The sequence below is a fragment of the Collimonas sp. genome (genome assembly GCF_035566375.1).
Lineage (GTDB): Bacteria > Pseudomonadota > Gammaproteobacteria > Burkholderiales > Burkholderiaceae_D > Collimonas.
Genome location: NZ_DATMRK010000062.1, coordinates 50,778 through 75,366 on the forward strand (window position 1 = coordinate 50,778; position 24,589 = coordinate 75,366).

The following is a 24,589-nucleotide window of genomic DNA, read 5'->3' on the forward strand; positions in this document are numbered from 1 at the left end:
ATTCAAGCCAGCTCTCACCGTGATTGATTTCGCCACTCCTTCCTAAATCTAGCTTATCCACTGCCGCTGACAGAAGTGCCATCGCTTGCACCGTGACTCATTTGGAACAAAAAGGATTGATGATGACAAACAAAAAGACGCTGAAACGACAGTATCTGGAGACGAAAACCCGAGCAGGCGTATATGCGATCCGTAACCAGATCACGGGCCGGGCGTTGGTTGCAGGAAGTACGAACGTTCAGGGCACACTCAACCGGCATCGTTTTGAACTACAGCATGGACAGCATCGCAATGCGAGGCTTGCACAGGACTGGGGCGAGCACGGCGAGACCAACTTTCTCTTCGACGTACTCGACATGGTCAAACCCAGCGACGATCCAGCGTTCAATGCCGCACGAGAATTGGAAATGCTAGTTAGCCTGTGGCGCCAGGAAATCCCTTGTGTCGGCGAACTGGGCTACGACGAACCCAGGAGCGAACCTCGATGAACACGAATCTCGGCTTCTGTTTGGCGCTACACCGTGCCCACGCCAGCCTGCAACTCAAGCTTGACGACGAGTTGGGCATACACCATGGCATCAGTTTCAATGACTTTGCGCTACTGAATTTGCTCGCGGAAGCGGACGGTGGTCGGGTAAGCATTCCTGAACTCGTGCGTCCGCTTGGTCAGCCCCAATCGTCGGTGCTGCGTCAGTTGATCGTGCTCGAAAAGATTGGCCTCGTGGTGCGCGAAGGTGCGAATGGATTTCGTCAGGCCGTGCTTCGCCCAGCCGGGCGTGCGCTGGTAAACGCCGCACGCGAGACTGCCGATAGCATTTGCACCGAAGCCGTCGAATCAATCGCCCCCGCAGCGGTTGAGATGGTTTCCGCAGCACTGGTAACGCTTGCACGCACGCCAACTTTAGCACTCTAATGAGCCGCTGCATGGCCACTTGCACAGCCTGGCGGTACATCCGTTGTGCTGTAGTGAGGCCGACCAAACGAAATATCGGAGCGGTCCAAAATTGCGCGCGACACAAGAACATTTAAGGACCACACGCCATGCCCAAGACTAAAGCGAACGGAATTGAAATTGAATACGATTGTTTTGGCAATACGAACGCGGAAGCTGTTCTGCTGATTTCCGGTATGGGTACGCAGATGATTCGCTGGAGCGAAACGTTTTGCAAGATATTGGCAAATCAAGGCTACCGCGTGATTCGCTTTGACAATCGCGACGCTGGCCTTTCAACGCACTTCGATAGCGCGTCGATGCCAGATCTCGCTGCAATTGTCGACGCAGTCTCTCGCGGCGAAACGCCCAACGTGCCTTATACGCTGTTCGATATGGCGAACGACGCTGTAGGACTTCTCGATTCCTTGATGATCGAACGAGCGCACTTAGTTGGGAGATCAATGGGCGGCATGATCGCACAACTGGTGGCCAGCGAGCATGCTGAACGCGTTCTATCTCTGGTTTCCATTATGTCGAGCACTGGCAATCGTGAGCTGCCGCAGGCCAGCCCTGCAGTGATGGCAGCGATGACATCGCCAGCGCCACATCCGTTGAAAGACGAACAGGGCTATCTCGCACATTGCGTTGCATTTTCTCAAGTGATTGCCGGGCGAGGCTATCCGTTTGACGAATCCGCTCAACGTGACCAAGCCTTGGCCGAAGTCAAGCGAGCATACAACCCAACCGGGTTTTGGCGGCAAATCGCCGCCATCGCGCTAGCCGGTGACTTAAGATCACGACTAGCTAACATAACTGCTCCGACGCTCGTGTTACATGGGTCAGACGACCCGCTAGTCCCCGCGGAGGCTGGGAAGGACACGGCGGCCAATATTAAAGGAGCCAAACTACTGATAGTCGAGGGAATGGGCCACGATCTTCCACCCTCGCTGTTTGGGTTTGTGGCCGGAGTCATCGCAGATAACGCACACCGCATGTTCAACCCTGTGAATCGCCCCGACGGTACCAGCCCTTTTGCTTCCTAATTTGGTTAAAAGGGCTAGTACCGTCGGGGAGAATAACAACTGGTTGCCGGTGCCGCTTTGGTCGAAAGCAATGCATCATTGCAGACGGTCGGTTCGCTGTTGCTAATGTCGGGTATCGGGAAGGCAATTTGAATTTCTGTAGACCCGCTTTCAGTCTGAAGCAGCCGATGAATCATCGCTGAGCGACTGTCCGATATTGGCCGTTAGCCGACTTCTTGACGTAATGCCTGCGCTAGTTGGTTGAGCCACGGGCGCATGTCGCTAGCCGAACCGGGCCAGTAATAACATCCCAAATCTTGAACCACTTTGCATAGGTCTTCATCCGAGACTGAACTTGCGAGCAGTCTATTTATTTTGGTGGAAATTGTTATTGGCTCTTCCCGTTCAACATCTTGTACAAAATGCCTAATAACATCTTGCCACGTTAGGTTATCTAGCTCCCAGTCTTGGTGAAAGTAACCTCCAAAAAACTGGAAGAGGTCGTTATCCTGCTCATTCATATAGTTGGCCATCGTAATCGTTCGCATTACTTCTAATTGGGAGCGGCCGCTTCTGGCCGGTTTGCGTCAGATTTTCCATCCGAGCCTGATCGCAGTTAGTTCTCTTCCCCGTTCCATATCAACCATAAGTTGCCGGCGCTTTGCACCGGCTTTCCCTCAATAATGGTCGGTGGGAAACGGCAGTGGCCTAGGAAATCGATCGCAGGCGCATTGATTTTTTTGTTCTTGATCCATCTATCGACCACGATATGAAACGGCGTGCCATTTGGATCGACCTGGAATAGCAAACGAATTATTCGCGCAGCATTCGGGTCGACCGAGGGCTGGGCTGGTACTTTTTCGGCCGACGCCTTCATCGAATAAAATGCAAATTCGGTCGACTGTGGACAGCTATCCGGAATCAAAGCAGGCGGTACGCGCGGTGTAGTGGGATCTAGTGCCCATATCCACTTTGCAATAATCCCTGAATACACCTGCTTACCATCCTGAACTGGAGGTCGAAATTTGCAGCGCCACAACTGGTTTAACGAGGCCCTATCCAGATCTCTCCATCCGCTGCTTTTTATAATCGAAGCGCTCACAAGTTTCCCGTCCGCGCCAACCTCAAGCTGGGCACCAACCTCACCTTCGAGTTGATAATCCAATCCGGCCTGCGGATAATTGAAACGACAAGTGTCCGGGACGACTTGGTCCACAGGATCCATGACAACCAATGGTGCCGGCGCCAATCCGAGGGCAGGTTGGGCAATCGCGGATTCGCCTTCCTCTGCGATCGCGGAGAACGACATCGTAAATGCTATTAGTCCTATGCCGACAAAATTCAGAAATTTGGAGTACATTTTTAAAGTTTTTTTAGTTGATTTTCAAACGACATTCCAACACAAGAGCGTTGCAGTTAAGGCACTAATTTGGTGTCGTGTTTGACCGTCCGCAGATGGCCGGTTCCAGCCAGCATTGTGACAGTACAAGAATTTCGCTCAAGTTTCCTCGCTAACTGACTTTAAAAAAATGAGAGTTGCGAGATGGGACTTTTATGCATGCGAAAGTGAAATCGGCGCAGCGTCATTGTTTGACGGTTATTACCGCTGCCTGACCAGGCTTACGAGGTCTTTCTGCTTTTGTGGCGTAACGACGAATGCCATTTGTGGACACTAAAATCGACCAGGTCATTGATCCGCTGACGCTCATCCATCGGCATTGCTGCAAACATCGCGTAGTCGACAGAAAACGGCCAGTTCGCAGTTTTTTTCTGCAGCGTGTCGCCCCCAAACAGCACAGCCGCGTCGCTTGAACACAGCAAAGCAATACGCTTTATCTGTGAAATATTGGGCTCATGCCGGCCATTCTCCCAGCCCGAAACATTCCCCCGCGTCACACCCAATGCATCCGCGAGCTGATCCTGCGTAATGCGGGCCTGCTTTCGTGACGTTTTAATCCATTCTGCAATTTCCATGTGGCTATCGTAAAGATAATCTGCCGGACGTAGAGATAGTTGTTCTTGCATTAAATAGATAGATAAACTATCTTTCGCCTGAGTGTCACTCTCAATTGAAATTCTGATTGCAACCGAGGACTACAAGGAAAGCACAATGAATCACCTTTCAAATTACTTCCCCCTCAAAAACAAAGTCGCCCTGATCACCGGCGCAGCGCGTGGCATGGCGCTGCATATCGCTTGCGCTCTGTCCGCTGCAGGAGCGCGTCTGGCGATTCTGGATGTACGCGAGCGCGAGGGATGCGCCGTTGCGGGATTGCTCGGCAGCGAGCAGAGCGAGGCAAAATTCTGGCGGCTTGATGTCAGCGATGGCAGTGCAGTGCAAGCAACCATCGCGGCAGTCGAAGCGCACTTCGGCCGCATCGATATCCTGGTCAATAGCGCCGGTGTCGACGCCGATCTGCCATTCGTGCAGGGGCTGCCGCTGCGGCAATGGGAAAGAGCGATGCAGCTCAATGTCTACGGCAGCATCCTTTGCAGCAAGCATGTGCTGGGCGCTATGGAAAGGGCCGGTGGCGGCTCCATCGTCAATGTGCTGTCGCTGTTCTGCATGAGCGACGAGCGCCAGGACGCGGCCGATCATGCCTTGAAGGCGGCGCTGCGCATGGCGAACCTGAACGCGATGCGCTATGCCGCGCTCAACATCCGCGTCAATTCTATCCATCCCGGCTTGCTGCGCCCGCCCGCGCTGGCCGCGGCCAGGCGTGAACAGGGCGATCTGACGCAAGCCTTGAGCGACACGGCGCAGTTGCGCATGCTGGCGGGAAAAGGTTGCGCCGCCAATGTGGCGGCGGCGATCTTGTATCTGGCGTCAGATGCGAGCCGCTTTGTCAGCGGCAGCGAACTGGTGATCGACGCCGGGTATGAGTAGCTGCGCAAGTCAGCATGACTTGCTGGCGTTCGCCTCTCAAATCATCCGTACGCGGCAGCCTTTGAGGAAACCATCGATACATTGCACGGTACCGGCGTGGCGGCGGATAATAGCGGCTACCTCATTTATAGAATTCCCCCATGGAAATTAAAGTCAACTTTCTCGATAAGCTACGTCTTGAGGCCAAGTTCGATGACTTCACGGTAGTGGCGGACCAGCCTATCCGTTATAAGGGCGACGGCTCGGCGCCTGGTCCCTTCGATTATTTTCTGGCCTCATCGGCCTTGTGTGCAGCTTATTTTGTGAAGTTGTATTGCGTAACGCGCAATATTCCTACCGAAAATATCCGTCTGTCGCAGAATAATATTGTTGATCCGGAAAACCGCTACCAGCAGATTTTCAAGATTCAGGTCGAGTTGCCGTCGGATATCTCTGCCAAAGACCGCCAGGGTATTTTGCGCTCCATCGAGCGTTGTACGGTGAAGAAAGTGGTGCAAGCCGGACCCGAGTTTGTCATTGAAGAGGTGGAGAACTTAGATGCCGATGCGCAGTCGCTGCTGACGTTGAAGCCGGCTTCTGATGTCAGCACCTATATTGCGGGCAAGGATCTGCCGTTGGAGCAAACCATTGCCAATATGTCGGGCGTTTTGGCGGCCTTGGGCATCAAGATTGAAATCGCTTCGTGGCGCAATCTTGTTCCCAATGTGTGGTCGCTGCATATCCGCGATGCGCACTCGCCGATGTGTTTTACCAATGGCAAGGGAGCGAGCAAGGAAAGCGCGTTGGCGTCGGCGTTGGGAGAGTATATCGAGCGACTGAATAACAACCATTTCTACGCCGGCACGTTTTGGGGCGAAGACATCGCCAACGCGGCGTTTGTACATTACCCGAACGAGCGCTGGTTTAAGCCTGGCCCTAAAGATAAGCTGCCGGCTGAAATTCTGGATGAGTACTGTCTGCCAATTTACAATCCCGATGGCGATTTATTTGGCTCGCATCTGATTGACACCAACTCCGGCAACGTGCACCGCGGTATCTGTTCGCTGCCGTATGTGCGACAGTCGGACGGCGAGGTAGTGTATTTTCCATCCAACCTGGTCGAAAACCTGTACGTCAGCAATGGCATGAGTGCCGGTAACACGCTGGCCGAAGCGCAGGTGCAATGCCTGTCTGAAATTTTCGAACGGGCGGTAAAACGCGAAATTCTGGAAGGTGAAATCGCATTGCCTGATGTGCCGCAGGAAGTGCTGGCGAAATATCCTGGCATTCTGGCCGGCATCCAGGGCTTGGAAGAACAGGGCTTTCCGGTGCTGGTGAAGGATGCGTCGCTGGGCGGGGTGTACCCAGTGATGTGCGTCACCTTGATGAACCCGCGCACAGGCGGTGTGTTTGCCTCGTTCGGCGCGCACCCAAGCTTGGAGGTGGCGCTGGAGCGTAGTCTGACGGAACTGCTGCAGGGCCGCAGTTTTGAAGGCCTGAACGAATTACCTCGGCCCACCTTTACAAGTGAAGCCGTGACTGAGCCAAATAACTTTGTCGAACACTTCATTGATTCCAGCGGTATTGTGTCATGGCGCTTTTTCAGTGCTAAAGCGGATTTCGATTTTGTTGAATGGGATTTTTCCGGCCAGGGTGAAAACTCCAATGCTGAGGAAGCCGCAACCTTGTTCGGTATTCTCGAAGACATGGGCAAACAGGCGTACATGGCGACGTATGACAATTTAGGCGCCATAGCCTGCCGGATTTTGGTGCCCGGTTATTCGGAAATTTACCCGATAGAAGATTTGGTCTGGGATAACACCAACAAGGCGCTGCTGTTCCGCGCCGATATTTTGAATCTGCATCGCCTGGACGATGCCAGCCTGGAAGCACTGCTTGAGCGTTTGGATAACAATGAGCTCGATGAACATTCCGACATCGCCACATTGATCGGTATCGAATTTGACGAGAATACGGAATGGGGGCAACTGACAGTTCTCGAGTTGAAGCTGCTGATTCATCTCGCCTTACAGCAATTGGATGAGGCGCACGAACTGGTGGGAGCCTTCCTGCAGTACAACGACAACACGGTCGAGCGCGGCTTGTTTTATCAGGCCTTGAATGTGGTGCTGGAGGTGCTGCTGGATGACGACTTGGAACTGGACGATTACGCGGTCAATTTCCGCCGGATGTTTGGCAACGCTCGGATGGACGCGGTAATGGGCTCAGTGGACGGCAGCGTGCGCTTCTTCGGGTTAACGCCAACGAGTATGCAACTGGAGGGTCTCGACAGGCACCAGCGCCTGATCGACAGCTACAAGAAATTGCATAAGGCTCGGGCCAATGTGGCGGCTACAGCCCGTTAAGGTTACGCGTCATGGCGGGATGCGCTGATGCCGCTCATCCCGCCAGCGCTCGATACCAGAGCGACCATCTGTGCCGGCGTGCGCCAGTCCTGACGCCGCCTTTCGCTTTAATGTTTCTATCTCGAGAGCTGCTGCAAGTCGCCGATAGTCAATGTCCGTGATTTGAGTGCCTCACCTTGTCATTCTGCATCGTCACTCCGGCGTTTTGCCTTACCTTCAAGCGCACGGGCATATCTCCTTAGCCTGACCCTCGCCGCATTGCCCGCTTTTCCCTACCAATCTCGCACGCACCGCTAATCGCACTCATGAATCGGCGTCAGTCAGTACTGACGCCGATCGTCATTTTCAGTGGCCTTTTTTGACGAAATCGGCATGTGTTGTTTATTTGTAATATGCAAATGTCAAATATTGTCATGCGTTGTTATTGGGCAATGTATTCCTGAGAAAATGAATTGTTAAATCAAAATCAGACTTAACGGCTTGTATAGCGACTTCTAGAATTCGGAATGTTAAATATTATTTCGCATTGTTAATTTTCAATGTTACCCACAAACACGAAATGTTAAAACTTCAAACGAGAATGAAAATGAAAATGAAAATACCCCAACCTATTCATTACCGCCTGGTTCTTTCCGCGGCCTCTTCCCTTGTGCTAATACCGGCGTTGAGTGTGGTGCCCGGGACAGCCTACGCGGCCTGCAACACATCTGGACAAATCACAAGCTGCGATGCCAGCGCGACCAATCCCTGGGTTACGACAGTGGGGACCGGCGATGTGGCAGCCGAGGATGGCCGAACCGTCACCGTCGGCACGGGCAGCCAGCTCGCGGTCGGCGATGCGAACGCCATCAGCCTGCGCGACAATGCAAATATAACGGTCCAGAACGGCGGTACGGTGAGCGCCAAGGCGGTCAGCAGTAACGGGCTGTACAACACCGGCGCCAACACGGTCGAGTTCCGCAACAACAGCACATTGACGGTCGCTCAAGGAGGTCAGATCCTGGCGACCGGCACCGAAGGTAGTGCGGAAGCAATCAATCCGGAAGGCAGCGGCAATCTGATCGTCAACAATGGCACGATCAAGGCAGATCATGCCGCCGCTATCTGGTTTCAGAATACGAGCGGCCTGAACACGATCGTCAATAATGCAACGGGAATCATCCAGGCGCCAGGCAATGTGATCGGCGCGTCGGGGAATGGCGCAGTCGACTTTACCAATAAAGGGCAGGTCATCGGCAACCTCGTTTTTGCCGGTGGCGATGACACGTTGCGGCTTTATACGGGATCGTCCATTTCAGGCAATTTCGATGGCGGCGGCGGCAATAACACCATCTTCTTGAACGGTGCCGGAACCTCGTCCCTATCCGGAACCATGAAGAATTTCTCGTCACTTATCAAAACCGATTCTGGAACCTGGACGCTGACCAGCGCCATCAGCGGGCCCACTGTCACGGAGGTTCAACAAGGCACGCTGGTGCTCACCGGCAACAACAGCGCATATACCGGCACCATGACCGTCGACGCGGCAGGCACGCTTGAAGCGCGGGCGCAGAGTTTGACGCCTAGTGTCATTGACAATGGCCTGGTGCGCTTTGCACAGCCTGACAATGGCACTTATGCCGGTCTCATTTCAGGCACCGGCGCGGTCGAAAAGACCCAGGGCGGCACGTTGGTGCTGGCGCCTACAGCCGCGGGAGGTAACACGTATTCCGGCGGCACCACGCTCACCGGCGGCACCGTTGCTGTCGGCGCCGACAACGCACTGGGCGCAAATACCGGTGGACTGACATTCAACGGCGGTACGCTTCAGCTTCTGCAGAGCTTTGATCTCGCCAATTCGCGTGCGGTAACAATCAATGCACCGGGCGGCACAATCGATACGCAAGGGTTTGCATCCACGCTGACGCAAGGCATGACTGGTCCGGGCAGCTTCAACAAGGCAGGAACAGGAAGTCTGACGCTTGCTGGAAGCAATACCTATACCGGCGGCACGACGATTTCGGCCGGTACGCTGCAGCTGGGTAACGGCGGCACGACTGGCAGCATCGTTGGCGACGTCGTCAATAATGGTTCTCTTGTCTTTAACCGTTCCGACACGCTGCTTTTTCCTGGAACGATTTCAGGCACAGGCTCGGTTAACCAGGCCGGCAGCGGCGCCACGGTGTTAACTGGGAATAACACCTATAGCGGAGGAACCAGTATCTCGGCCGGTACGCTGCAACTCGGCAATGGCGGTACAACAGGCAGCATCGTGGGCGATGTAACAAACAACGGTGCGCTGGTCTTCAACCGGTCCGACGACGTGACTTTCCCTGGCACGATTTCCGGCACCGGCTCTGTTACGCAGGCCGGCGCCGGCATGACACTGCTAAATGCGGACAATCCATATACCGGAGGAACGATCGTCGCGGCCGGAATACTTGCGGTAGGCGACGCCTCGCACGCTACGGCAGCATTGTCCGGCGGCGGCAATACAACCGTCGCCTCAGGCGCCACGCTCGGCGGCTACGGCAGCGTCACGGGATCCGTGACCAACAACGGCACAATTGCGGTGGCCAATGCCTTGCCTCAGTTTGCAAGCTCGGGCAACGGCAGCTTTACGATCAACGGGCCATTGACCAACGCCGGCCTGTTGCAAATCGGCGGCCAGGGGGTTGGCAACCGGCTCAACGTTGTCGGCAACTATGTCGGCCAAAATGGCAGCATCGCCCTGAACACTTTCCTTGCAGGCGATGGTGCAGCGTCGGACCGGCTAGTGATCAACGGTGGCGCCGCCAGCGGATCGTCTAGCTTGCGTATCACGAATGTTGGCGGCCCTGGCGCGGCCATCGTCGCCGATGGCATTGAGGTGGTGCAGAGCGTGAATGGCGCGACGACCACCGCAAGCGCATTTGCACTTGCGGCACCGGTCAAGGCTGGCGCCTATTCTTACTATCTTGCCAAAGGCGGCGTGAGCAGCGGCACATCTGAAAACTGGTATCTGCGCAACACCGTGGCGCAAACACCAACGCCACCCGTAGTCGTACCTCCAACCACAACCATAGGCACACCGCTAACTAACTCCCCCGGCACGCCATCGGTGACTCCTGCAGTCCCAACGCCGTCGACTGGGGCTGATGCAATCCCGCTGTATCGCCCCGAAGTACCTATCTATTCGGAAATTGCCAGCGTTGCCCGGCAGGTCAATATCCAGCAACTCGATAATTTCCATGACAGGCAAGGGGAGCAATCGCTGTTGACCGAGACCGGCGAACTGCCGGCAGCTTGGGGCCGTTTCTGGGGCAGCCATACCAAGCAACGCCAGGATGGCACTGTCTCGCCCCAGTTCGATGGATCAATGACGGGAATGCAAGTCGGTCACGACATCTATGCCGACACTAGCGCTGAAGGACAACGTAATCATTACGGTCTGTTTGCCGGCTTTGCGCATGCCACCGGCAAGGTCAACGGTTTTGCGATGGCCGTGCAGAATCTGGATGTCGGCAATCTTTCTATCGACGCCTATAGTCTGGGCGGCTACTGGACTCACGTCGGCCCGAACGGCTGGTACACGGATACAGTCCTGATGGGAAGTTCACTGTCGGCGGATCCGCGCTCACACGATGGCGTCGGCGCGCACACGCACGGCAGCTCACTCATCGGATCGATCGAGGGCGGCCTGCCAATTCCACTCACTGCGGATGTGACCATCGAACCTCAGGCGCAAGTGATCTGGCAAAACCTGTCGTTCAACGACTTGAATGACGGTGTTTCGACTGTAGGCTTTAATAACGGCAACACCTTCCTCGCTCGCCTCGGAGTGCGCTTGCAAAGTCGTTTTGAAGCAGTGACGGCGACCTGGCAGCCGTATCTGCGCCTGAACCTGCTGCACAGTTCCGGTTCTCATGACACCACCACTTTTGACGGCACCACAGTGATCTCGAACGGTACGCATCAGACAGCGGGCCAGCTAAACGCTGGTCTGGTCGCCACATTCAGCAAATCGACCAGCGCGTTTGTCACCGCAACGTACACCACCAACCTCGGTGGAGCGCAACAGCACACGGTGATGGCGGATGCTGGCATTCGGTGGAGCTGGTAAGCATGGCGGTGATGGCATGGTCTTGCGTGCTCTTCATGTAAGTGTGGAGGGGTTGACCCTCCGTTTTAATGTGCCGCTACTATGAGATTTGATGGTGAGAGTGATGCATTCACTTTCACCATTTTTTTTAGCGTTTCGGTAACCGATATCCAGCATGGGTTTCGGTCAATTCAATCCCCTCGAAGTCTGCTGACTTCGAGGGGATTTTCATCTGCTTTACGCGGGGCTTATTCGAAATTGCAGTTAGGGCCGCAGTCGGCACAAACTGGACGGTCGCTCAGTGATGATTCACCGGTTGAATCCGCAACTCTCAGCGGTCACTCAGTTTCGCGTGCGACTGGCAGCACCCGACCCAAAGCGGTCTATCAGATTTCTCCAAAGCGGCCATTGAAAATTCGCAGTTATCTGCCTGACATACGGAGGTTTTACGACGATGGGGTTGGACAACAATGATAGTTTCGGCAATCCGCACGAGCAAGTTGGCGCGGCAGACAACTAGTCATTGCCAACCGGAGTTCAGATGTGCTGATGTAGCTTTTCCATGCATCATAGACCAAGAGGGAAATGAGAAGTTATGTTAATTTCCATGGGGAAAATATGGTAAATTTCTGGCTATCCCATTTTAAATTTCAGTGGAAAGAGTGCGCATGCGTTGCTTCTCCTTTGAGTTAGTGATGGGTTATAAATTTCAATGCCCGACGCAGCGGAAAGTCAGCAATCAGCTTGAGCGGCCATTCGATTAGAATTTGTGTTAATTGCATTGCCACGCACAAATCAATTCAATGATAAAAGCTATGAAACCTCCCAGCCTACGACTTGTCCTCTCTGTCTTTTTCGGTCTTGGGCCGGTGCTAATGGGACCGCTAATGGCTATCCTCTATGCCGGAACAGGGGGTGAAGTTAAAACAGACATCGTGAACCTCCTATACGGCAGCATGATGATGGCTGGCATATGGTGGTTCAGTATCATTTTCGGAAGCTGGCTTTATACGGTGGCGCCAACATTCGCAGCAGCAATTTTGTTTTGGCTTGTCTCAAGAATCTTGTCAAGTCAGTCGTGGCTTCAATTTGACAAAAAAATTTCTAGAATTGCCATGTCATGTGCGATTGGTGGAGTGGTATCCGCAATATCATTTATCTGCATTACTCGCCACTTATTCATTTCTGATTTAGACGACCCACTTCGATCTACCGCAATTAAATTTGCATACCCTTTTCGAGAGGACCTCTTCTATTTGGTTCTCGTTACGGCCATTGGCATTGGGCTTGGGGCGGTCTTAGGTAACGTCGAAGAAAAGCGCATGCGTCAAAGTTCGCCAAATAAGTAAAACGCAAGCTCTCAATCACTGTTTATTAGATAGCGCAACAGCGAATCACGAACGAGTAACAATTTATGGGCAAGCGTTCACTGACTGCTTCTGGCCGTTTTGAGCCGGTTGCGGTAGCCTGATTTCGACCCACTCCCGGCATACGGCCCACTCCAAAGCCGTCATTCGCCAATCGGACCAACGTGTCTACATGAAATTCATTTCTTGAGGTTACGAAAAGTGCCATACAACTCATTGTGAAGTTCCGCCGGACGCACGTAGGTTTCATCCACCGGATCATCTTTGTAGGGAATCTCAGCATACGACGCATAGGGCAATTCCATCCCAACTGATTCAAACAGCCGCTTGAATTTTAGGAATGTGCTGCCATTGTAAATATCGGCAAGTAGCGCTTCCACGATGTTCATGCCCGCGCAGACATTGAATTGCCCTTCGTTGTCGAGGCGGACAATGGGTGACTGCGAAAGGTTTTGAATTTTTGGCCCTCGCCAGTATCCGATATACTCGGAATCTTCCGTCGCAGCGACAAAGGAAACGTACTTGCACACAGCCGAAATCGCCTCAATATTCGCACTTATTTCCGGGTTGTTCAAATCCGCTTCTGATAGGTAGCTTACATCAAGCCATGGCGCCCATTCGGCCGAGTCGCTGACTTTGATCCCAGTAAGTTTCTGAACTTCCTTGACGTGGACGAGAAGCAATTGGAGGTCTTTGGGAACCGGGTGTCCCCCGAGCCGGTGATCGGAGAAAGACTTCAAATCTATATCGGTGGACATACTTCGCTCCGTTTACGTTAGTGTTAAAGAATCGTTTTTGCGTCGGCGCACCTCGCTTTACCACGCACCAAAGCTCAGGTCATTGAATGATTGATGACTTGCGCCAACGTCAAAGACAATGGCAATTAGGCCCAAAACCTCTCCAATCGTTACTTGCTTTGAATATGAGCCGCGCTTCTCTTTGACAGGAAAATCGACAAGAACAATTTTAAGATGACTTGCATCCTCGACTTCATCTGGAATCCCAGCGCTGAAATAAAACTGGATCGTATTGCCACGATCATCCGTGAGCCCGAGAAAATTGCCTTCAACGCCTCGGATCTCATCGGACCAGATCAGATTGACCTGCGCTTGGCTAAGATCTACAGATGAATCATAAATTGGCCCTTCTCCACAGTCATTCCAGAATGCCTTCATGTACCCATGCTCCAATGCCTAACTTGTTTTAAATCATGAAATGTCAATTAACCTGGATGGTTGCCAATGGCATGAACTGACTGCTTTGGAGAGGAAATTTCTAAGACCGGTTTTGGCCGCTTTGAGCCGGTCGCGACAAGCTGATTCCGCCTTCAACGGACGGTGAATATTCGTCAAAGCAGTCGTTCAACATAAGATTGACGGACCAGCTTTTGCTTTGATCATTTTCTGTCTATTATATTTAGGTGCTCTATAGCCTTATTTGCCTCTCCGAAATTTGAGGCTGCAGCCCTTACATACCATTCGCGGGCCGTTTTAAAATCAATCGGAACCGCGAGCCCTTCTTCATAAATAACACCAACCCCAAACATCGAGCGCGGGTCACCTTGTTCAGCACCTTTCAAAAGCCAATAGAGGCCGGCTTTAAAGTTAGTTGGTACGCCCCGCCCGGTTAAATACATCTGACCAAGTGTAAATTGAGCTTCAAAATATCCGTTATTTGCAGCTTTTTCAAGCAACTGCAAAGCCAATGATGTATCTCTCTGGACACCGAACCCAGCGTTGTAAGCCCGCGCCAAGTTATATTCTGCATATGAGCTACCTTGACTAGCCGCTTTTTCAAACCAATAAATAGCCAACTTTGGATTTTTCTCCACCCCGAGTCCGGTGGCGTACAGCGCTGCCAAATTGTTCTGCGCCTTTATGTGTTCGAGATCTGCGGCGGCTTTATATAACTCGTATGCTTTGACGTAATCTATCCTTCCGTTTGAACCAAGAGCATATGCAAGGCCTGCGTTGAATTCAGACGATCCTTTCCCCAATGGTGATGCGTCTGGAGTCACTTCAATTGATTGCGCCGATGCAATGCAAGAAACGAAGATGAATATCCACAGAACAAATATGCGAGCCATGACGAATCCTATCAATGACAATTGTTTTTGTAATTTAACACTCGCTACTGGCCATTAGCGCACGTTCTGCACTCGTCACAAGCGATTGGAAAGCTGCTCCAAATCAGTCGCACGCTCTGCGCGTTCCTGTATTGAGCAATAGTTTGCGGCCACTCTGTCTTCTTGGCCGTTAAATTCATGGCCGTCATACAAGAAACCGCATTTTGCTTGAACATATCCAAGCCATGCCCGCTGCACTTTACGTAGTTCTTCTGCTTTTTCCTGCGGTAGTTTGGAAAGAAGGTCGCGATATACCTTGTTCAAGCGTATGTCTTGCTTAGTAAACTCTTGGCTCACACAATCTAGAATTTCTGAAGTGACAGCATCAGCCTTCTTTTCGCAAATATAGAATTGCTTTGTAAAAGATTTGCCATCATCTGCGAAAGAATTCGCGTGAAAAAATAAGGTTGCACTAACTACAGCGATACAAATTTTGATCATAAACTTCCCCCCAATAGACCGGCGAATTCCTTTTTTATTTTGACTGAATGAGCGCTCCGTATTTTGTCCGTGAAGTGATCACACCAGATACGTCAGTGAATGTCACGGCAACTCGATGGAATTTCATTTTTCTAATTTGTTCCGGTCGGTGATAACGCTGCCGATTGTCGACGATTTAGATCTCCTGGTCGAGTGTCTCTTCATGGCCGGGGGCACTCATTGCTCTTTCTGATTCTCATTTTTCGCTTTTTCGTCGCCTGAGAAATCAAACACATTTTCTCCCCTCTTAAACCACACCCAAGTTCCGTAAGCTCCATATAAGAAAGCGATTGGCACGAGCAACAATTCCCACCAATGAAGCTGAGAATAGTTGAACAACCCAAAGAACGAAGCAGCACACATAAATGGTCCGACAATAAACGGCGGCAACCATCTTTCCCATGGCAATAGCCACATATCTCAACTCCTACTGGCAGACGATATACGCTTCAGGAGATACATAACCGTTCGAACTGAGACACCTGCTTTGGAAAATACAAAGACAGAATTCAATGCACCGACTGGGATTAAAAAGCCAAAATAAAGAAAATCAAACTGGCCTTCAGACTGAGAGGGGACCGCACGAGAGTTTCGCTCAAATTTGAGTGCCTCACCGTGTCATTCTGCGTCGTCACTCTTGCGTTTTGCGCTACCTTCAAGGGCACGGGCATATTTCATTAACCTGACCCTCGCCGCATTGCCTGCCTTTCTATACAAAACAGCTAGCTCAATCAAGTCATCCAATTCATCGTTTTCTTTATCGCTTTTTTGTTTTACGGATAAAGTCTGACTTGGATCATCTATCTTTTTCTTGTCGTGGGAATCAAGATACATATCTCCCATCTTATATTCGCGCTCCAACCGCCGCGCAGACTTCTCTCCGAATGACGCGGAGCCATTGATCAGCTGAGAAAAATAACTTTTCTCTCCACTTGGCGCGCCATGTGTTGCGACCCACTTTCTTAAATTGTCCCGGCGTAGTTGCACTTTATCCATGCCGAAAGTTTAGTCTTTTCTAAATTAGCAATCACTTGACCAAATATTTAGCAAACACTAAACTTTCACCATGGGTTTAAGGCATGCATCTCATCCAAATGCGGCTTGTCGCCCATCTGTCAAAAAGGCAGAACGTTCGCACTTATTACAACTAAGGAGCACAGGCACAATGAACCCATTCACCGTTTACTTCCCTCTCAAAAACAAAGTCGCCCTGATCACCGGCGCAGCACGTGGCATGGCGTTGCATATCGCTTGCGCGCTGTCAGCTGCGGGAGCGCGTCTGGCGATTCTGGATGTGCGCGAGCGCGAGGGATGCGCCGTTGCTGGCTTGCTCGGCAGCGAGCAGAGCGAGGCAAAATTCTGGCGGCTTGATGTCAGCGATGGCACTGCGGTGCAAGCAACCATCGCGGCAGTCGAAGCGCACTTCGGCCGTATCGATATCCTGGTCAATAGCGCCGGCGTCGACGCCGATCTGCCATTCGTGCATGGGCTGCCGCTACGGCAATGGGAGAGAGCGATGCAGCTCAATGTCTACGGCAGCATCCTTTGCAGCAAGCATGTGCTGGGCGCTATGGAAAGGGCCGGCGGCGGCTCCATCGTCAATGTGTTGTCGCTATTTTGCATGAGCGACGAGCGTCAGGATGCGGCCGATCATGCCTTGAAGGCGGCGCTGCGCATGGCCAACCTGAACGCGATGCGCTATGCCGCGCTCAACATCCGCGTCAACTCTATCCACCCTGGTTTGCTGCGCCCGCCCGCGCTGGCCGCAGCCAAGCGTGAACAGGGTGATCTGACGCAAGCCTTGAGCGACACGGCGCAGTTGCGCATGCTGGCGGGAAAAGGTTGCGCCACCGATGTGGCTGCGGCGATCTTGTATCTGGCCTCGGACGCCAGCCGCTTTGTCAGCGGCAGCGAATTGGTGATCGACGCCGGATACGAGTAGCGGCCCAGGAACGGCCACGAAAAATACAGACCAGCAGCCCCCTCAGATCACGTCGATATGGCATCGAACGGCAACTTGCGCAAACGCTTGCCCGTCAATGCCGCAACCGCATTCGCGATCGCCGGCGCAATCGGCGGCACCGGCGGCTCGCCAACCCCGGTCGGGGTATCGGCGCTGGGCACCAGATGCACATCGACCACCGGGCAACTCGCCATATACGCCGGTGTGTAATCGGAAAAATTCGATTGCTGCACCACGCCGTTTTTCAGCGTGATCTGATTGCCGGGCAAGGTGGTGGAGATGCCGAACACCGCACCGCCCTGGATTTGCGCTTCGATGGTGCGCGGGTTGATCGCCATATTGCAATGGACTCCCGCCGTCACCCGGTGCACCTGAGGCCGGCCTTCATGCATGGACACTTCCACCACATAGGCCACCGAGGTATTGAAGCCGTGATGCACGGCGACGCCCCAGGCCTGGCCGGCAGGCAGCTTGCGTTTGCCGTAGCCGGAGCGGGCCACCGCCAGCTGCAGCGCCAGCCGGCTACGGCCGGCCGACTTGTCGAACAGGCTGCTTCTGTATTCGACCGGATCGCGCCCGACCGACCTGGCGATCTCGTCGACCAGGGTTTCCATGACAAAAGCATTGTGGCTGTGGCCCACCGAGCGATACCACAGCACCGGCACGTTGACTTTCATGTTGTGCACCGACAGCGCCAGGTTCGGAATCGCATAGTGCGACTCCAGCACGCCTTCGGTCATGGTGCCGTCGACGCCATCCTTGACCATGAACGATTCGAACGGGCTGCCGCTCAAGATCGACTGGCCCGCTATCACATGCTCCCAGGCGGCGATCTTGCCGTGGCCGTCGTAGCCGATGCGGACCCGGTGCACATGCATCGGCCGGAAGTAGCCGCTGTGGATATCGTCCTCGCGTGAATACATGATCTTGACCGGCGTGCCGCGCATGACCTTGGCCACATACGCCGCCTCCACCGCATTCTCGGATTCCGGCATGGCGCGCCGGCCAAACCCGCCACCCGCCATCATGGTGTTGAATTCGACCTTGCTGAACGGGATACCGAGCACCTTGGCAATCGCCTGCCGGTCCATCGACTGGAACTGCGAACCGGCCCAGACGGTGCAGGCCTCGCCGGTAAAATGCACGGTCATGTTGAGCGGCTCCATCGGCGTATGCGCCAGATAGGGAAACTCGAAAATGGCGTCGATGATCTTGGGCGCACCGGCCAGGCTGGAGACATCGGCTTTGGCCGCCGGCGTGCCGGGTTTCATCACCGCTTCCCGGTAAATGGCAAACAATTGCTCCGAGCTGACTTGCTCGACACCGCTGGTATCCCACTCTATCTTGAGCGCATCGCGGGCTTTCTTGGCGATCCAGTAACCATCCGCCACCACCACCACGCTCTGGCCGCCGCGAATCCCGGGAATGGTGAAGATCTTGCGTACGCCGGGTATCGCCTTGGCCGCACCGTCGTCCAGCTTGGCGATCTTGGCGCCCCACGGCACGGCCCTGGCCAGCATCGCTACTTTCATGCCCGGCAGATCGACATCGATGCCGAATTTCTGCCGGCCGCTGGATTTGGCGACCGTGTCCAGCCGCGGCGTGGCCTTGCCGATGATGGTGAACAGCTTGGGATCTTTCAGTTGCACCTTGTCTGGCACCGGCAGCAACATCGCCGCATTGGCGACCGAACCGTAACTCAGGCGCTGGCCGCGTGGGCCGATGACGACGCCCGCTGCGGTTTTGCATTTAGCCGGATCGACCTTCCATTCGCTGGCAGCGGCGGCCACCAGCATGCTGCGGGCGCGCGCGCCAATCTCCCGGTATTGCTGGAAACTGTTGGCGATGCTGGTGGAGCCGCCGACCATCTGCATGCCGAAGGCGGGATCGCGGAATACATCTTCGCCCTTCGCCAGTTCGGCCCGCACGTTGGCCCAGTCGCAATCGAGTTCCTCTGCCAGCAGCATCGGCAGCGCGGTAAAGGTGCCCTGGCCGATATCCACTTTGGACACCTGTACCACCACGCTATTGTCCGGCCCGACTCGCAAAAAGGCGTTCGGCTGATAGATTTTAGGGGCCCCAGCCTGGGCCCCGGCGACCCGGCCCAAACCCGGAATAAAGAAACCGAGGACCAGCCCGGCGCCGGTAACGGCGGAGGCTTGCAGGAATTTGCGGCGCGATTTTTTCAGCGGCGTTGGATTGGCCACCAGGGATTCGGAGGACATGTTGGCACCTTATGCGAGAGATTTGGAAGCATCCAGCACCGCAGCCTTGATGCGCTGGTAGGCGCCGCAGCGGCACAGATTGCCGCCCATGGCGGCGACCACTTCGGCCTCGTTCGGATGATGTTTCTTTTTGAGGAAATCCACTGCGGTCATCACTTGCCCGCTTTGGCAATAGCCGCATTGCGGCACATCATGTTTGATCCAGGCAACCTGCACCGCCTTGCCGACCGGATCGGCGGCGACCGCTTCGATCGTCGTCACCGGTTGCTGACCGACTGCCGATACGGGATAGGAACAAGAGCGCACCGCGTTGCCGCCGACATGCACGGTGCAAGCACCGCAGGCGGCGATGCCGCAGCCGAATTTGCTGCCCGTCAATTTGAGATTTTCGCGCAGCACCCACAACAAGGGCGTATCTTCCGCGACGTCGACTTCTACGTTAAGGCCATTCACCTGAAGATTAATCATTGCGACTTCTCCAAAAGGGTTGCGGCTAAATTCCTGCACCAGTTTGCGCTTAACAAACGCAGTTAACTGGGGTCAGAGTGAACTTTCTGCGCGCTTTTTGCAGAAACTTCACTCTGACCCCACTTAGCGGGCCACGGAGTACTGACTCATCGTTAAAAAGAACAAAACCGCGTAACGCGCTCTGTCTTTCTCCGAATCCGTCATGTGGGGTCAGAGTCAAGTTTCGCGATGAAACACTGCGAAAGTTGACTCTGACCCCAGATGACTCTTGCGGTACTCTTTGTAGCTGCCGTAATGCTATATCGCTGCTTTAATTACTATAGCCAGCGAAATATGAAAAACAAAGGCGGGTTCGCCTTTACACTGCTGCTTTTCCGAATTTGAGAGCAAGCAGCGGAGTGCATGCAACTGCGGCTACAGATAAACTACGCTCTACTGTCTGACGAGATTACCACCATGAATTTATTCTTGCACCGGATCGCATCGCCGATCGGCGTCATCCTGCTGGTTACCGATTCCCAGGATCGCGTACGCGCACTGGATTTCGACGATTATGAAGCACGCATGCGCAGCCTGCTGACGACCCACTACGGCCATTACAACCTGAGCGACGCCAGCACGCCATCCAGCGCCGAGCCGGCCCTGCAACGTTATTTTGCAGGCGAACTGGATGCGCTGAAAGATATCCAGGTCGCCACCAACGGCACCGATTTCCAGCACCGCGTATGGGCCGCATTGCGCCAGATTCCTCCGGCGCGGATGACCACCTACGGCAAGCTCGCCACGCAACTGGGCGAACACCACGGCGCGGCGCGCGCGGTGGGCAGCGCCAACGCCACCAATCCGATCGCCATCATCGTGCCCTGCCATCGCGTGGTGGGCGCCAACGGCAAGCTGACCGGTTTTGCCGGCGGCCTGGAACGCAAAGCCTGGCTGCTCGGCCACGAACGGGCCGAAGCCGGCGATCTGGAAAGTTTGCGTTTGCCTGGCTTTTAATGCGCCCGGTTTCTAATGCGGCTTGTCCAGCACCACGACGTTAATCTCCTTGCTCGAAATATAGTAAGGCACGTGATTGTGATCGGCGAACAGTAAGCGCAGCGTATGTTTGCCGGCTGGCAGATCGAGCAAGGTTTCCGTTTCGCCGTTGCCGAAATGCTTGTAGTGCTGATGCTGATATTCGTTTGATTTATCGAATGGTATCGGCGCCTTGATGTCGGCCGGCATCGGCATGTCGATCAGGATGTGATGATGGCCGGTGTCGTGGATGGCGCCGGCGGCGACCGGGGCCACCCCCATGCCGGTGACGGCAAAAGCCACCCGGAACGGCGAGCGGACCTGATCGCCATCCTTGATGTTGACAAAATACGCCACCTTTTCGCCTACCGGAAACGGCCGGGTGCGTTCCGAGGCGCTGATGGTGCTGATGATCGAATCGGTGTCGACCCGTTTGTCGGCATCCTTCTCTTTAGTCGCAGCCAAGGCATGGCCGCAGATCAAGGCGGCGCTCAGCAGCAACGACAGGGCCAGGAATGCCGGCAACCGGTTGACGCCAGGCGCCTGCGTTTTTTTCGAAATGGATTGCTTGAAAATTATGGCCATAAGTTTTCCCATTGAGTTATCCACAAAACCAGTTTTAGAAAAGTGCTTAAATTCAAAACAGTACTTAAGGCATCGACGCCGCCGTTTCAGCGCGCTCAATATGAATGCTCGACTCCCCTCTCCGGCGCTTTGCTCGGCAACAGCCAGCGCGGAAAGCCGACGGCGGTTTTGAACAGGCAATGGCGGTAACCCATCTGGCCGCTGATCAAGCCGGCAAAATCATGGTTGATGCGCTGGTTCAGCACCAGATGAGAAAAAGCCAGCTTCGGAAAACGGTAGATCAGGCGCGCCATCCAGGCGGCGGCGCGCAATTCGGGCAGCAATTCGCGGCGCAGCAGCTGGCTGTATAACGCGGAATCGGCGCGCGTCAGGCAAGCAGCGCCATCCGCCGCAATCGCCCGGGCGGCGATGCTGGCGCTCTTCAGCGCAAAATAAATCCCTTCACCAAACAAGGCTTCGGCCAGGCCGGCGGCGTCGCCCAGCAGCCAGACCCGGCCGCGCTGAAACAGCTGGCGGCGGTTTTCCAGCGGGATGATGTAACCCTGGTATTCGACCCGCAGCGGTTGCTGCAAGCTGGCGTAGGCTGCGGTAAAACGATCCAGATGCTGGCGCAGCGCGGCGCCGCCGAAAGGTGAGTACACACCGACATTGAAATGATCGCGCTTGGGAAAGATCCAGCCGTAGCCGCCCGGCATGCCGTCGAAATCGAACAGGGCGCGCGCACCGAAGCGTTCCAGCGCTCCTTCCGCCGGCCATAGCATGGCTTCCAAGGCCGGCACGTAAGCCACCAGATCCTTGCCGAACAGCTTGTTGCGCACGGTGCTGGCGGCGCCGTCGGCAGCCAGCAACAGCCGGCAGCGCAAGAGACCGCGGCTGGTGGCGACGCTGACCGCATCGGCCGTTTCGGTGGCGTCGACAAACGCGGTTTCAGCCAGGAAGCGCGCGCCTTTGGCGCAGGCGCGATCGAGCAGCAGTTTGTCGAATTCGCTGCGCACCACGGTACAGGCCGCCATCGGTTGCATTTCCTTGATGATGGCGTCGCGGTTGCGGTAGTTGAGAATGGCGGCGCCGATCGCCTGGTGCATGGCCGGCCCCAGATCGAAACCGAGCAAGTCCATCGCCTTGCGCGACAAGCCGCCGCCGCAGACTTTGGCGCGCGGGAAAACCTGCTTGTCGATGATGGTCACCTGCAAACCCTGCTCCGCCAGCAGGTAAGCCAGGTGCGAACCGGCCGGCCCGGCGCCGACGATCAGCACATCGGACGTGGCGTCGGCGTCAAAAGACATGACGGCGCCGGCCACAACCATATGGTTTCCTGAATTCAGGACAATGATTCACACTTGGCGCACCTCGATAACCGGATAATTTCATCAGCAGCGCCTCGCAAATGTCTGGATCACTCATTGATTCAATCACTGGCCCACCCATCTTGCCAGGCAGAATCGTCAGCATAGCAAAAAACAGCGCTCCCGGTAGCGGCAAGCATGCGCCTTGGGGTGTTGGATAGAGTCTTTCTTTTCTCTTTCGTATATGTTTCAAATTGGAAATATGCTAGTGTATTCGGTTGCCCGTACAGCACCCAAAACGCATGCAACAGGGGCCCAACAAAACATTTCAACAGGCACAGGGAGGCCGTATCCATGAAAAGCGTAAAAAAACCGGAAGATAACACCATGCTGCAAAAACGACGCACGCTGCTGACCGGCGGACTGGTGGCAGGATTGGCGGCGACGGCGCTGCCGTCGGAGCTGCTGGCCAAGGACAGCAAAAGCGCCGGCCTGACGCTGGACCGCGCCAAATGGGGCGAACGCAACCATCAGCAACTGCAATCCCTGCTGGCGCGCAACGGCAACAGCAGCGCCGGCTACAACCCTAAGCGCCGCCCTTATGCCGTATTCGACTGGGATAACACCAGCATCATGAACGACACCGAAGAGGCGTTGCTGATGTACCAGATAAATACCCTGTCGTTCAAGCTGAGCCCGCAGAAAATGGGCGCCATCATCCGCCAGAATGTCCCGGCCGGGCCGTTTGCCGCCGCCTATAAGAACGCTGCCGGCAAGGCGGTCGAACTGGAAGACATCTGCGCCGACATCGATGACGACTATCAATACCTGTATGACAACTACGAAAAACTGAAGGGCGGCAAAAAACTGGAAGAGATCCGCGAAACCACCCAGTTCCAGGATTTCCGCGCCAAGTTGTATTACCTGTACGAAGCCGTCAACGAAACCTACGGCGTGAATGTCGGTTATCCGTGGGTGATTTATTTCTTCACCAATATGTCGGTGGCGGAAGTGCAGCAACTGGCCGAGGCCTCCAACGATCACAACCTGGGCCTGGGGCTGGTCAAGACCAAGTACACCAGTCCGGCGGCGCTGCCGGGTAAAGCTGGCATCGTCAACGTCACGCATTTCCACGGGATTCGCCTGTGCACCGAGATTGCCACCTTGATGGACGCCTTCCAGCAAAGCGGGATCGACGTCTATGTCAGCTCGGCCTCGCTGGAAGACGTGGTGGCGGTATTTGCGACAACCCCAAAATACGGTTACAACGTCAAGCGCGAACATGTGCTCGGCCTGCGCCTGGAAAGCGCTAACGGTGTGTTCGTCAACAAGTACAAGGCGGGCTGGCCGCTCAACTGGGGACCGGGAAAAACCGAAGTCATCAAGAAAGAGCTGGTAGCGGCCAAGGGTTACGGCCCGATCTTCGTCGCCGGCGATAGCGATGGCGACTACGACATGCTGCGCGATTTTGCCGATACCCAGCTGGGTATGATCGTCAATCGCATGAAGAAGGGCAAGATCGGCGACCTGTCCAAGCTGGCCGCCGACCAGATCCCTGCCAAGTCACCGCGCTTCCTGCTGCAAGGCCGCAACGAGTTGACCGGTAACTGGATGCCGTCGGAAGCCAGCATCAAGTACGGCAAAACCGGTGAAACCCTGCTCGGCTGACGCCTTGCGCGGTTGCGCTTAACCGCTTAACAAATGCAGCTAACTGGGGTCCGTAGCTAACTGGGGTCAGAGTGAACTTTCTGCGCGCTTTTTGCAGAAACTTCACTCTGACCCCACTTAGCGGGCCACGGAGTAGCTGCCTCAAAAAAAAAAGAACAGA

Annotated in this window: 23 protein-coding genes; 10 read left to right on the plus strand and 13 right to left on the minus strand. The window is 54.6% G+C overall.

Annotation, left to right across the window (positions count from 1 at the left end; genetic code table 11):
- The first annotated feature begins 101 nt into the window (after positions 1 to 101).
- From VNZ60_RS19740 to VNZ60_RS19750, 3 genes are all read left to right on the plus strand, one after another.
- On the plus strand, positions 102 to 488 hold the full coding sequence (locus tag VNZ60_RS19740; protein WP_325662176.1) for a GIY-YIG nuclease family protein: 387 nt from the start codon (positions 102 to 104) through the stop codon (positions 486 to 488).
- Positions 485 to 913: a MarR family winged helix-turn-helix transcriptional regulator gene (locus VNZ60_RS19745; RefSeq protein WP_325662178.1), complete on the plus strand. Its 429-nt coding sequence runs from the start codon at positions 485 to 487 to the stop codon at positions 911 to 913. Before VNZ60_RS19740 ends, VNZ60_RS19745 begins: the two co-directional genes overlap by 4 nt.
- A gap of 128 nt (positions 914 to 1,041) precedes the next feature.
- Positions 1,042 to 1,977, plus strand: coding sequence for an alpha/beta fold hydrolase (locus VNZ60_RS19750; RefSeq protein WP_325662180.1), 936 nt, complete (start codon positions 1,042 to 1,044; stop codon positions 1,975 to 1,977).
- 203 nt (positions 1,978 to 2,180) lie between these two features.
- Here the strand turns inward: VNZ60_RS19750 and VNZ60_RS25300 are convergent, their stop codons facing one another.
- The 3 genes from VNZ60_RS25300 to VNZ60_RS19760 all read right to left on the minus strand — a co-directional run bounded on the left by VNZ60_RS25300 (position 2,181) and on the right by VNZ60_RS19760 (position 3,930).
- Positions 2,181 to 2,504 carry a contact-dependent growth inhibition system immunity protein gene (locus VNZ60_RS25300; protein ID WP_414648915.1) on the minus strand — a complete coding sequence of 108 codons (324 nt, stop codon included), beginning with the start codon at positions 2,502 to 2,504 and terminating at the stop codon, positions 2,181 to 2,183.
- A 68-nt stretch (positions 2,505 to 2,572) separates the two neighbouring features.
- Positions 2,573 to 3,316 (minus strand): energy transducer TonB, encoded by a 744-nt coding sequence (locus VNZ60_RS19755; RefSeq protein ID WP_325662182.1) that lies wholly within the window; start codon positions 3,314 to 3,316, stop codon positions 2,573 to 2,575.
- A 260-nt stretch (positions 3,317 to 3,576) separates the two neighbouring features.
- Entirely contained in the window at positions 3,577 to 3,930 is a 354-nt protein-coding gene (locus VNZ60_RS19760; protein WP_325662184.1) for a helix-turn-helix transcriptional regulator, read from the minus strand.
- Positions 3,931 to 4,066: 136 nt separating this feature from the next.
- On the opposite strand from VNZ60_RS19760, the gene VNZ60_RS19765 reads away from it, so the two are divergent.
- From VNZ60_RS19765 to VNZ60_RS19780, 4 genes are all read left to right on the plus strand, one after another.
- Entirely contained in the window at positions 4,067 to 4,843 is a 777-nt protein-coding gene (locus tag VNZ60_RS19765) for an SDR family NAD(P)-dependent oxidoreductase (protein ID WP_325662185.1), read from the plus strand.
- Between the two features lie 140 nt (positions 4,844 to 4,983).
- Positions 4,984 to 7,188: an OsmC domain/YcaO domain-containing protein gene (locus VNZ60_RS19770; protein WP_325662187.1), complete on the plus strand. Its 2,205-nt coding sequence runs from the start codon at positions 4,984 to 4,986 to the stop codon at positions 7,186 to 7,188.
- 592 nt (positions 7,189 to 7,780) lie between these two features.
- Positions 7,781 to 11,269 (plus strand): autotransporter family protein, encoded by a 3,489-nt coding sequence (locus tag VNZ60_RS19775; RefSeq protein WP_325662189.1) that lies wholly within the window; start codon positions 7,781 to 7,783, stop codon positions 11,267 to 11,269.
- Positions 11,270 to 12,063: 794 nt separating this feature from the next.
- Positions 12,064 to 12,597, plus strand: a complete 534-nt coding sequence (locus tag VNZ60_RS19780; RefSeq protein WP_325662191.1) for a hypothetical protein — start codon at positions 12,064 to 12,066, stop codon at positions 12,595 to 12,597.
- A 197-nt stretch (positions 12,598 to 12,794) separates the two neighbouring features.
- Here VNZ60_RS19780 and VNZ60_RS19785 read toward each other — a convergent pair whose 3' ends face one another.
- The 6 genes from VNZ60_RS19785 to VNZ60_RS19810 form a co-directional block, all read right to left on the minus strand.
- Positions 12,795 to 13,373 (minus strand): hypothetical protein, encoded by a 579-nt coding sequence (locus VNZ60_RS19785; protein ID WP_325662193.1) that lies wholly within the window; start codon positions 13,371 to 13,373, stop codon positions 12,795 to 12,797.
- A 57-nt stretch (positions 13,374 to 13,430) separates the two neighbouring features.
- Positions 13,431 to 13,790: a hypothetical protein gene (locus tag VNZ60_RS19790; RefSeq protein ID WP_325662195.1), complete on the minus strand. Its 360-nt coding sequence runs from the start codon at positions 13,788 to 13,790 to the stop codon at positions 13,431 to 13,433.
- Between the two features lie 221 nt (positions 13,791 to 14,011).
- Positions 14,012 to 14,701, minus strand: coding sequence for a tetratricopeptide repeat protein (locus VNZ60_RS19795; protein WP_325662197.1), 690 nt, complete (start codon positions 14,699 to 14,701; stop codon positions 14,012 to 14,014).
- A gap of 75 nt (positions 14,702 to 14,776) precedes the next feature.
- Complete coding sequence (locus VNZ60_RS19800) at positions 14,777 to 15,181, minus strand: lysozyme inhibitor LprI family protein (RefSeq protein WP_325662199.1); 405 nt, start codon at positions 15,179 to 15,181, stop codon at positions 14,777 to 14,779.
- Between the two features lie 216 nt (positions 15,182 to 15,397).
- On the minus strand, positions 15,398 to 15,637 hold the full coding sequence (locus VNZ60_RS19805) for a hypothetical protein (protein ID WP_325662201.1): 240 nt from the start codon (positions 15,635 to 15,637) through the stop codon (positions 15,398 to 15,400).
- 201 nt (positions 15,638 to 15,838) lie between these two features.
- A complete protein-coding gene (locus VNZ60_RS19810; protein WP_325662203.1) occupies positions 15,839 to 16,216 on the minus strand; it encodes a hypothetical protein in 378 nt (125 codons plus the stop codon).
- Positions 16,217 to 16,385: 169 nt separating this feature from the next.
- On the opposite strand from VNZ60_RS19810, the gene VNZ60_RS19815 reads away from it, so the two are divergent.
- A complete protein-coding gene (locus tag VNZ60_RS19815; RefSeq protein ID WP_325662205.1) occupies positions 16,386 to 17,162 on the plus strand; it encodes an SDR family NAD(P)-dependent oxidoreductase in 777 nt (258 codons plus the stop codon).
- A 47-nt stretch (positions 17,163 to 17,209) separates the two neighbouring features.
- On the opposite strand, the gene VNZ60_RS19820 is transcribed toward VNZ60_RS19815, so the two are convergent.
- Positions 17,210 to 19,408, minus strand: coding sequence for a xanthine dehydrogenase family protein molybdopterin-binding subunit (locus tag VNZ60_RS19820; RefSeq protein WP_325662207.1), 2,199 nt, complete (start codon positions 19,406 to 19,408; stop codon positions 17,210 to 17,212).
- A gap of 9 nt (positions 19,409 to 19,417) precedes the next feature.
- Positions 19,418 to 19,876, minus strand: coding sequence for a (2Fe-2S)-binding protein (locus VNZ60_RS19825; RefSeq protein WP_325662209.1), 459 nt, complete (start codon positions 19,874 to 19,876; stop codon positions 19,418 to 19,420).
- 456 nt (positions 19,877 to 20,332) lie between these two features.
- Here VNZ60_RS19825 and VNZ60_RS19830 point away from each other — a divergent pair, with 456 nt between their 5' ends.
- A complete protein-coding gene (locus tag VNZ60_RS19830; RefSeq protein WP_325662211.1) occupies positions 20,333 to 20,872 on the plus strand; it encodes a methylated-DNA--[protein]-cysteine S-methyltransferase in 540 nt (179 codons plus the stop codon).
- Positions 20,873 to 20,884: 12 nt separating this feature from the next.
- On the opposite strand, the gene VNZ60_RS19835 is transcribed toward VNZ60_RS19830, so the two are convergent.
- Both VNZ60_RS19835 and VNZ60_RS19840 read right to left on the minus strand, forming a co-directional pair.
- Positions 20,885 to 21,475: a DUF4399 domain-containing protein gene (locus tag VNZ60_RS19835; protein ID WP_325662213.1), complete on the minus strand. Its 591-nt coding sequence runs from the start codon at positions 21,473 to 21,475 to the stop codon at positions 20,885 to 20,887.
- A gap of 95 nt (positions 21,476 to 21,570) precedes the next feature.
- The gene (locus VNZ60_RS19840) at positions 21,571 to 22,782 is read right to left on the minus strand and encodes a geranylgeranyl reductase family protein (protein WP_325662215.1); all 1,212 of its coding nucleotides are present in this window, start codon (positions 22,780 to 22,782) and stop codon (positions 21,571 to 21,573) included.
- A 333-nt stretch (positions 22,783 to 23,115) separates the two neighbouring features.
- Between VNZ60_RS19840 and VNZ60_RS19845 the strand changes: the two genes are divergently transcribed.
- A complete protein-coding gene (locus VNZ60_RS19845) occupies positions 23,116 to 24,429 on the plus strand; it encodes an HAD family hydrolase (protein ID WP_325662217.1) in 1,314 nt (437 codons plus the stop codon).
- Positions 24,430 to 24,589: the final 160 nt, after the last annotated feature.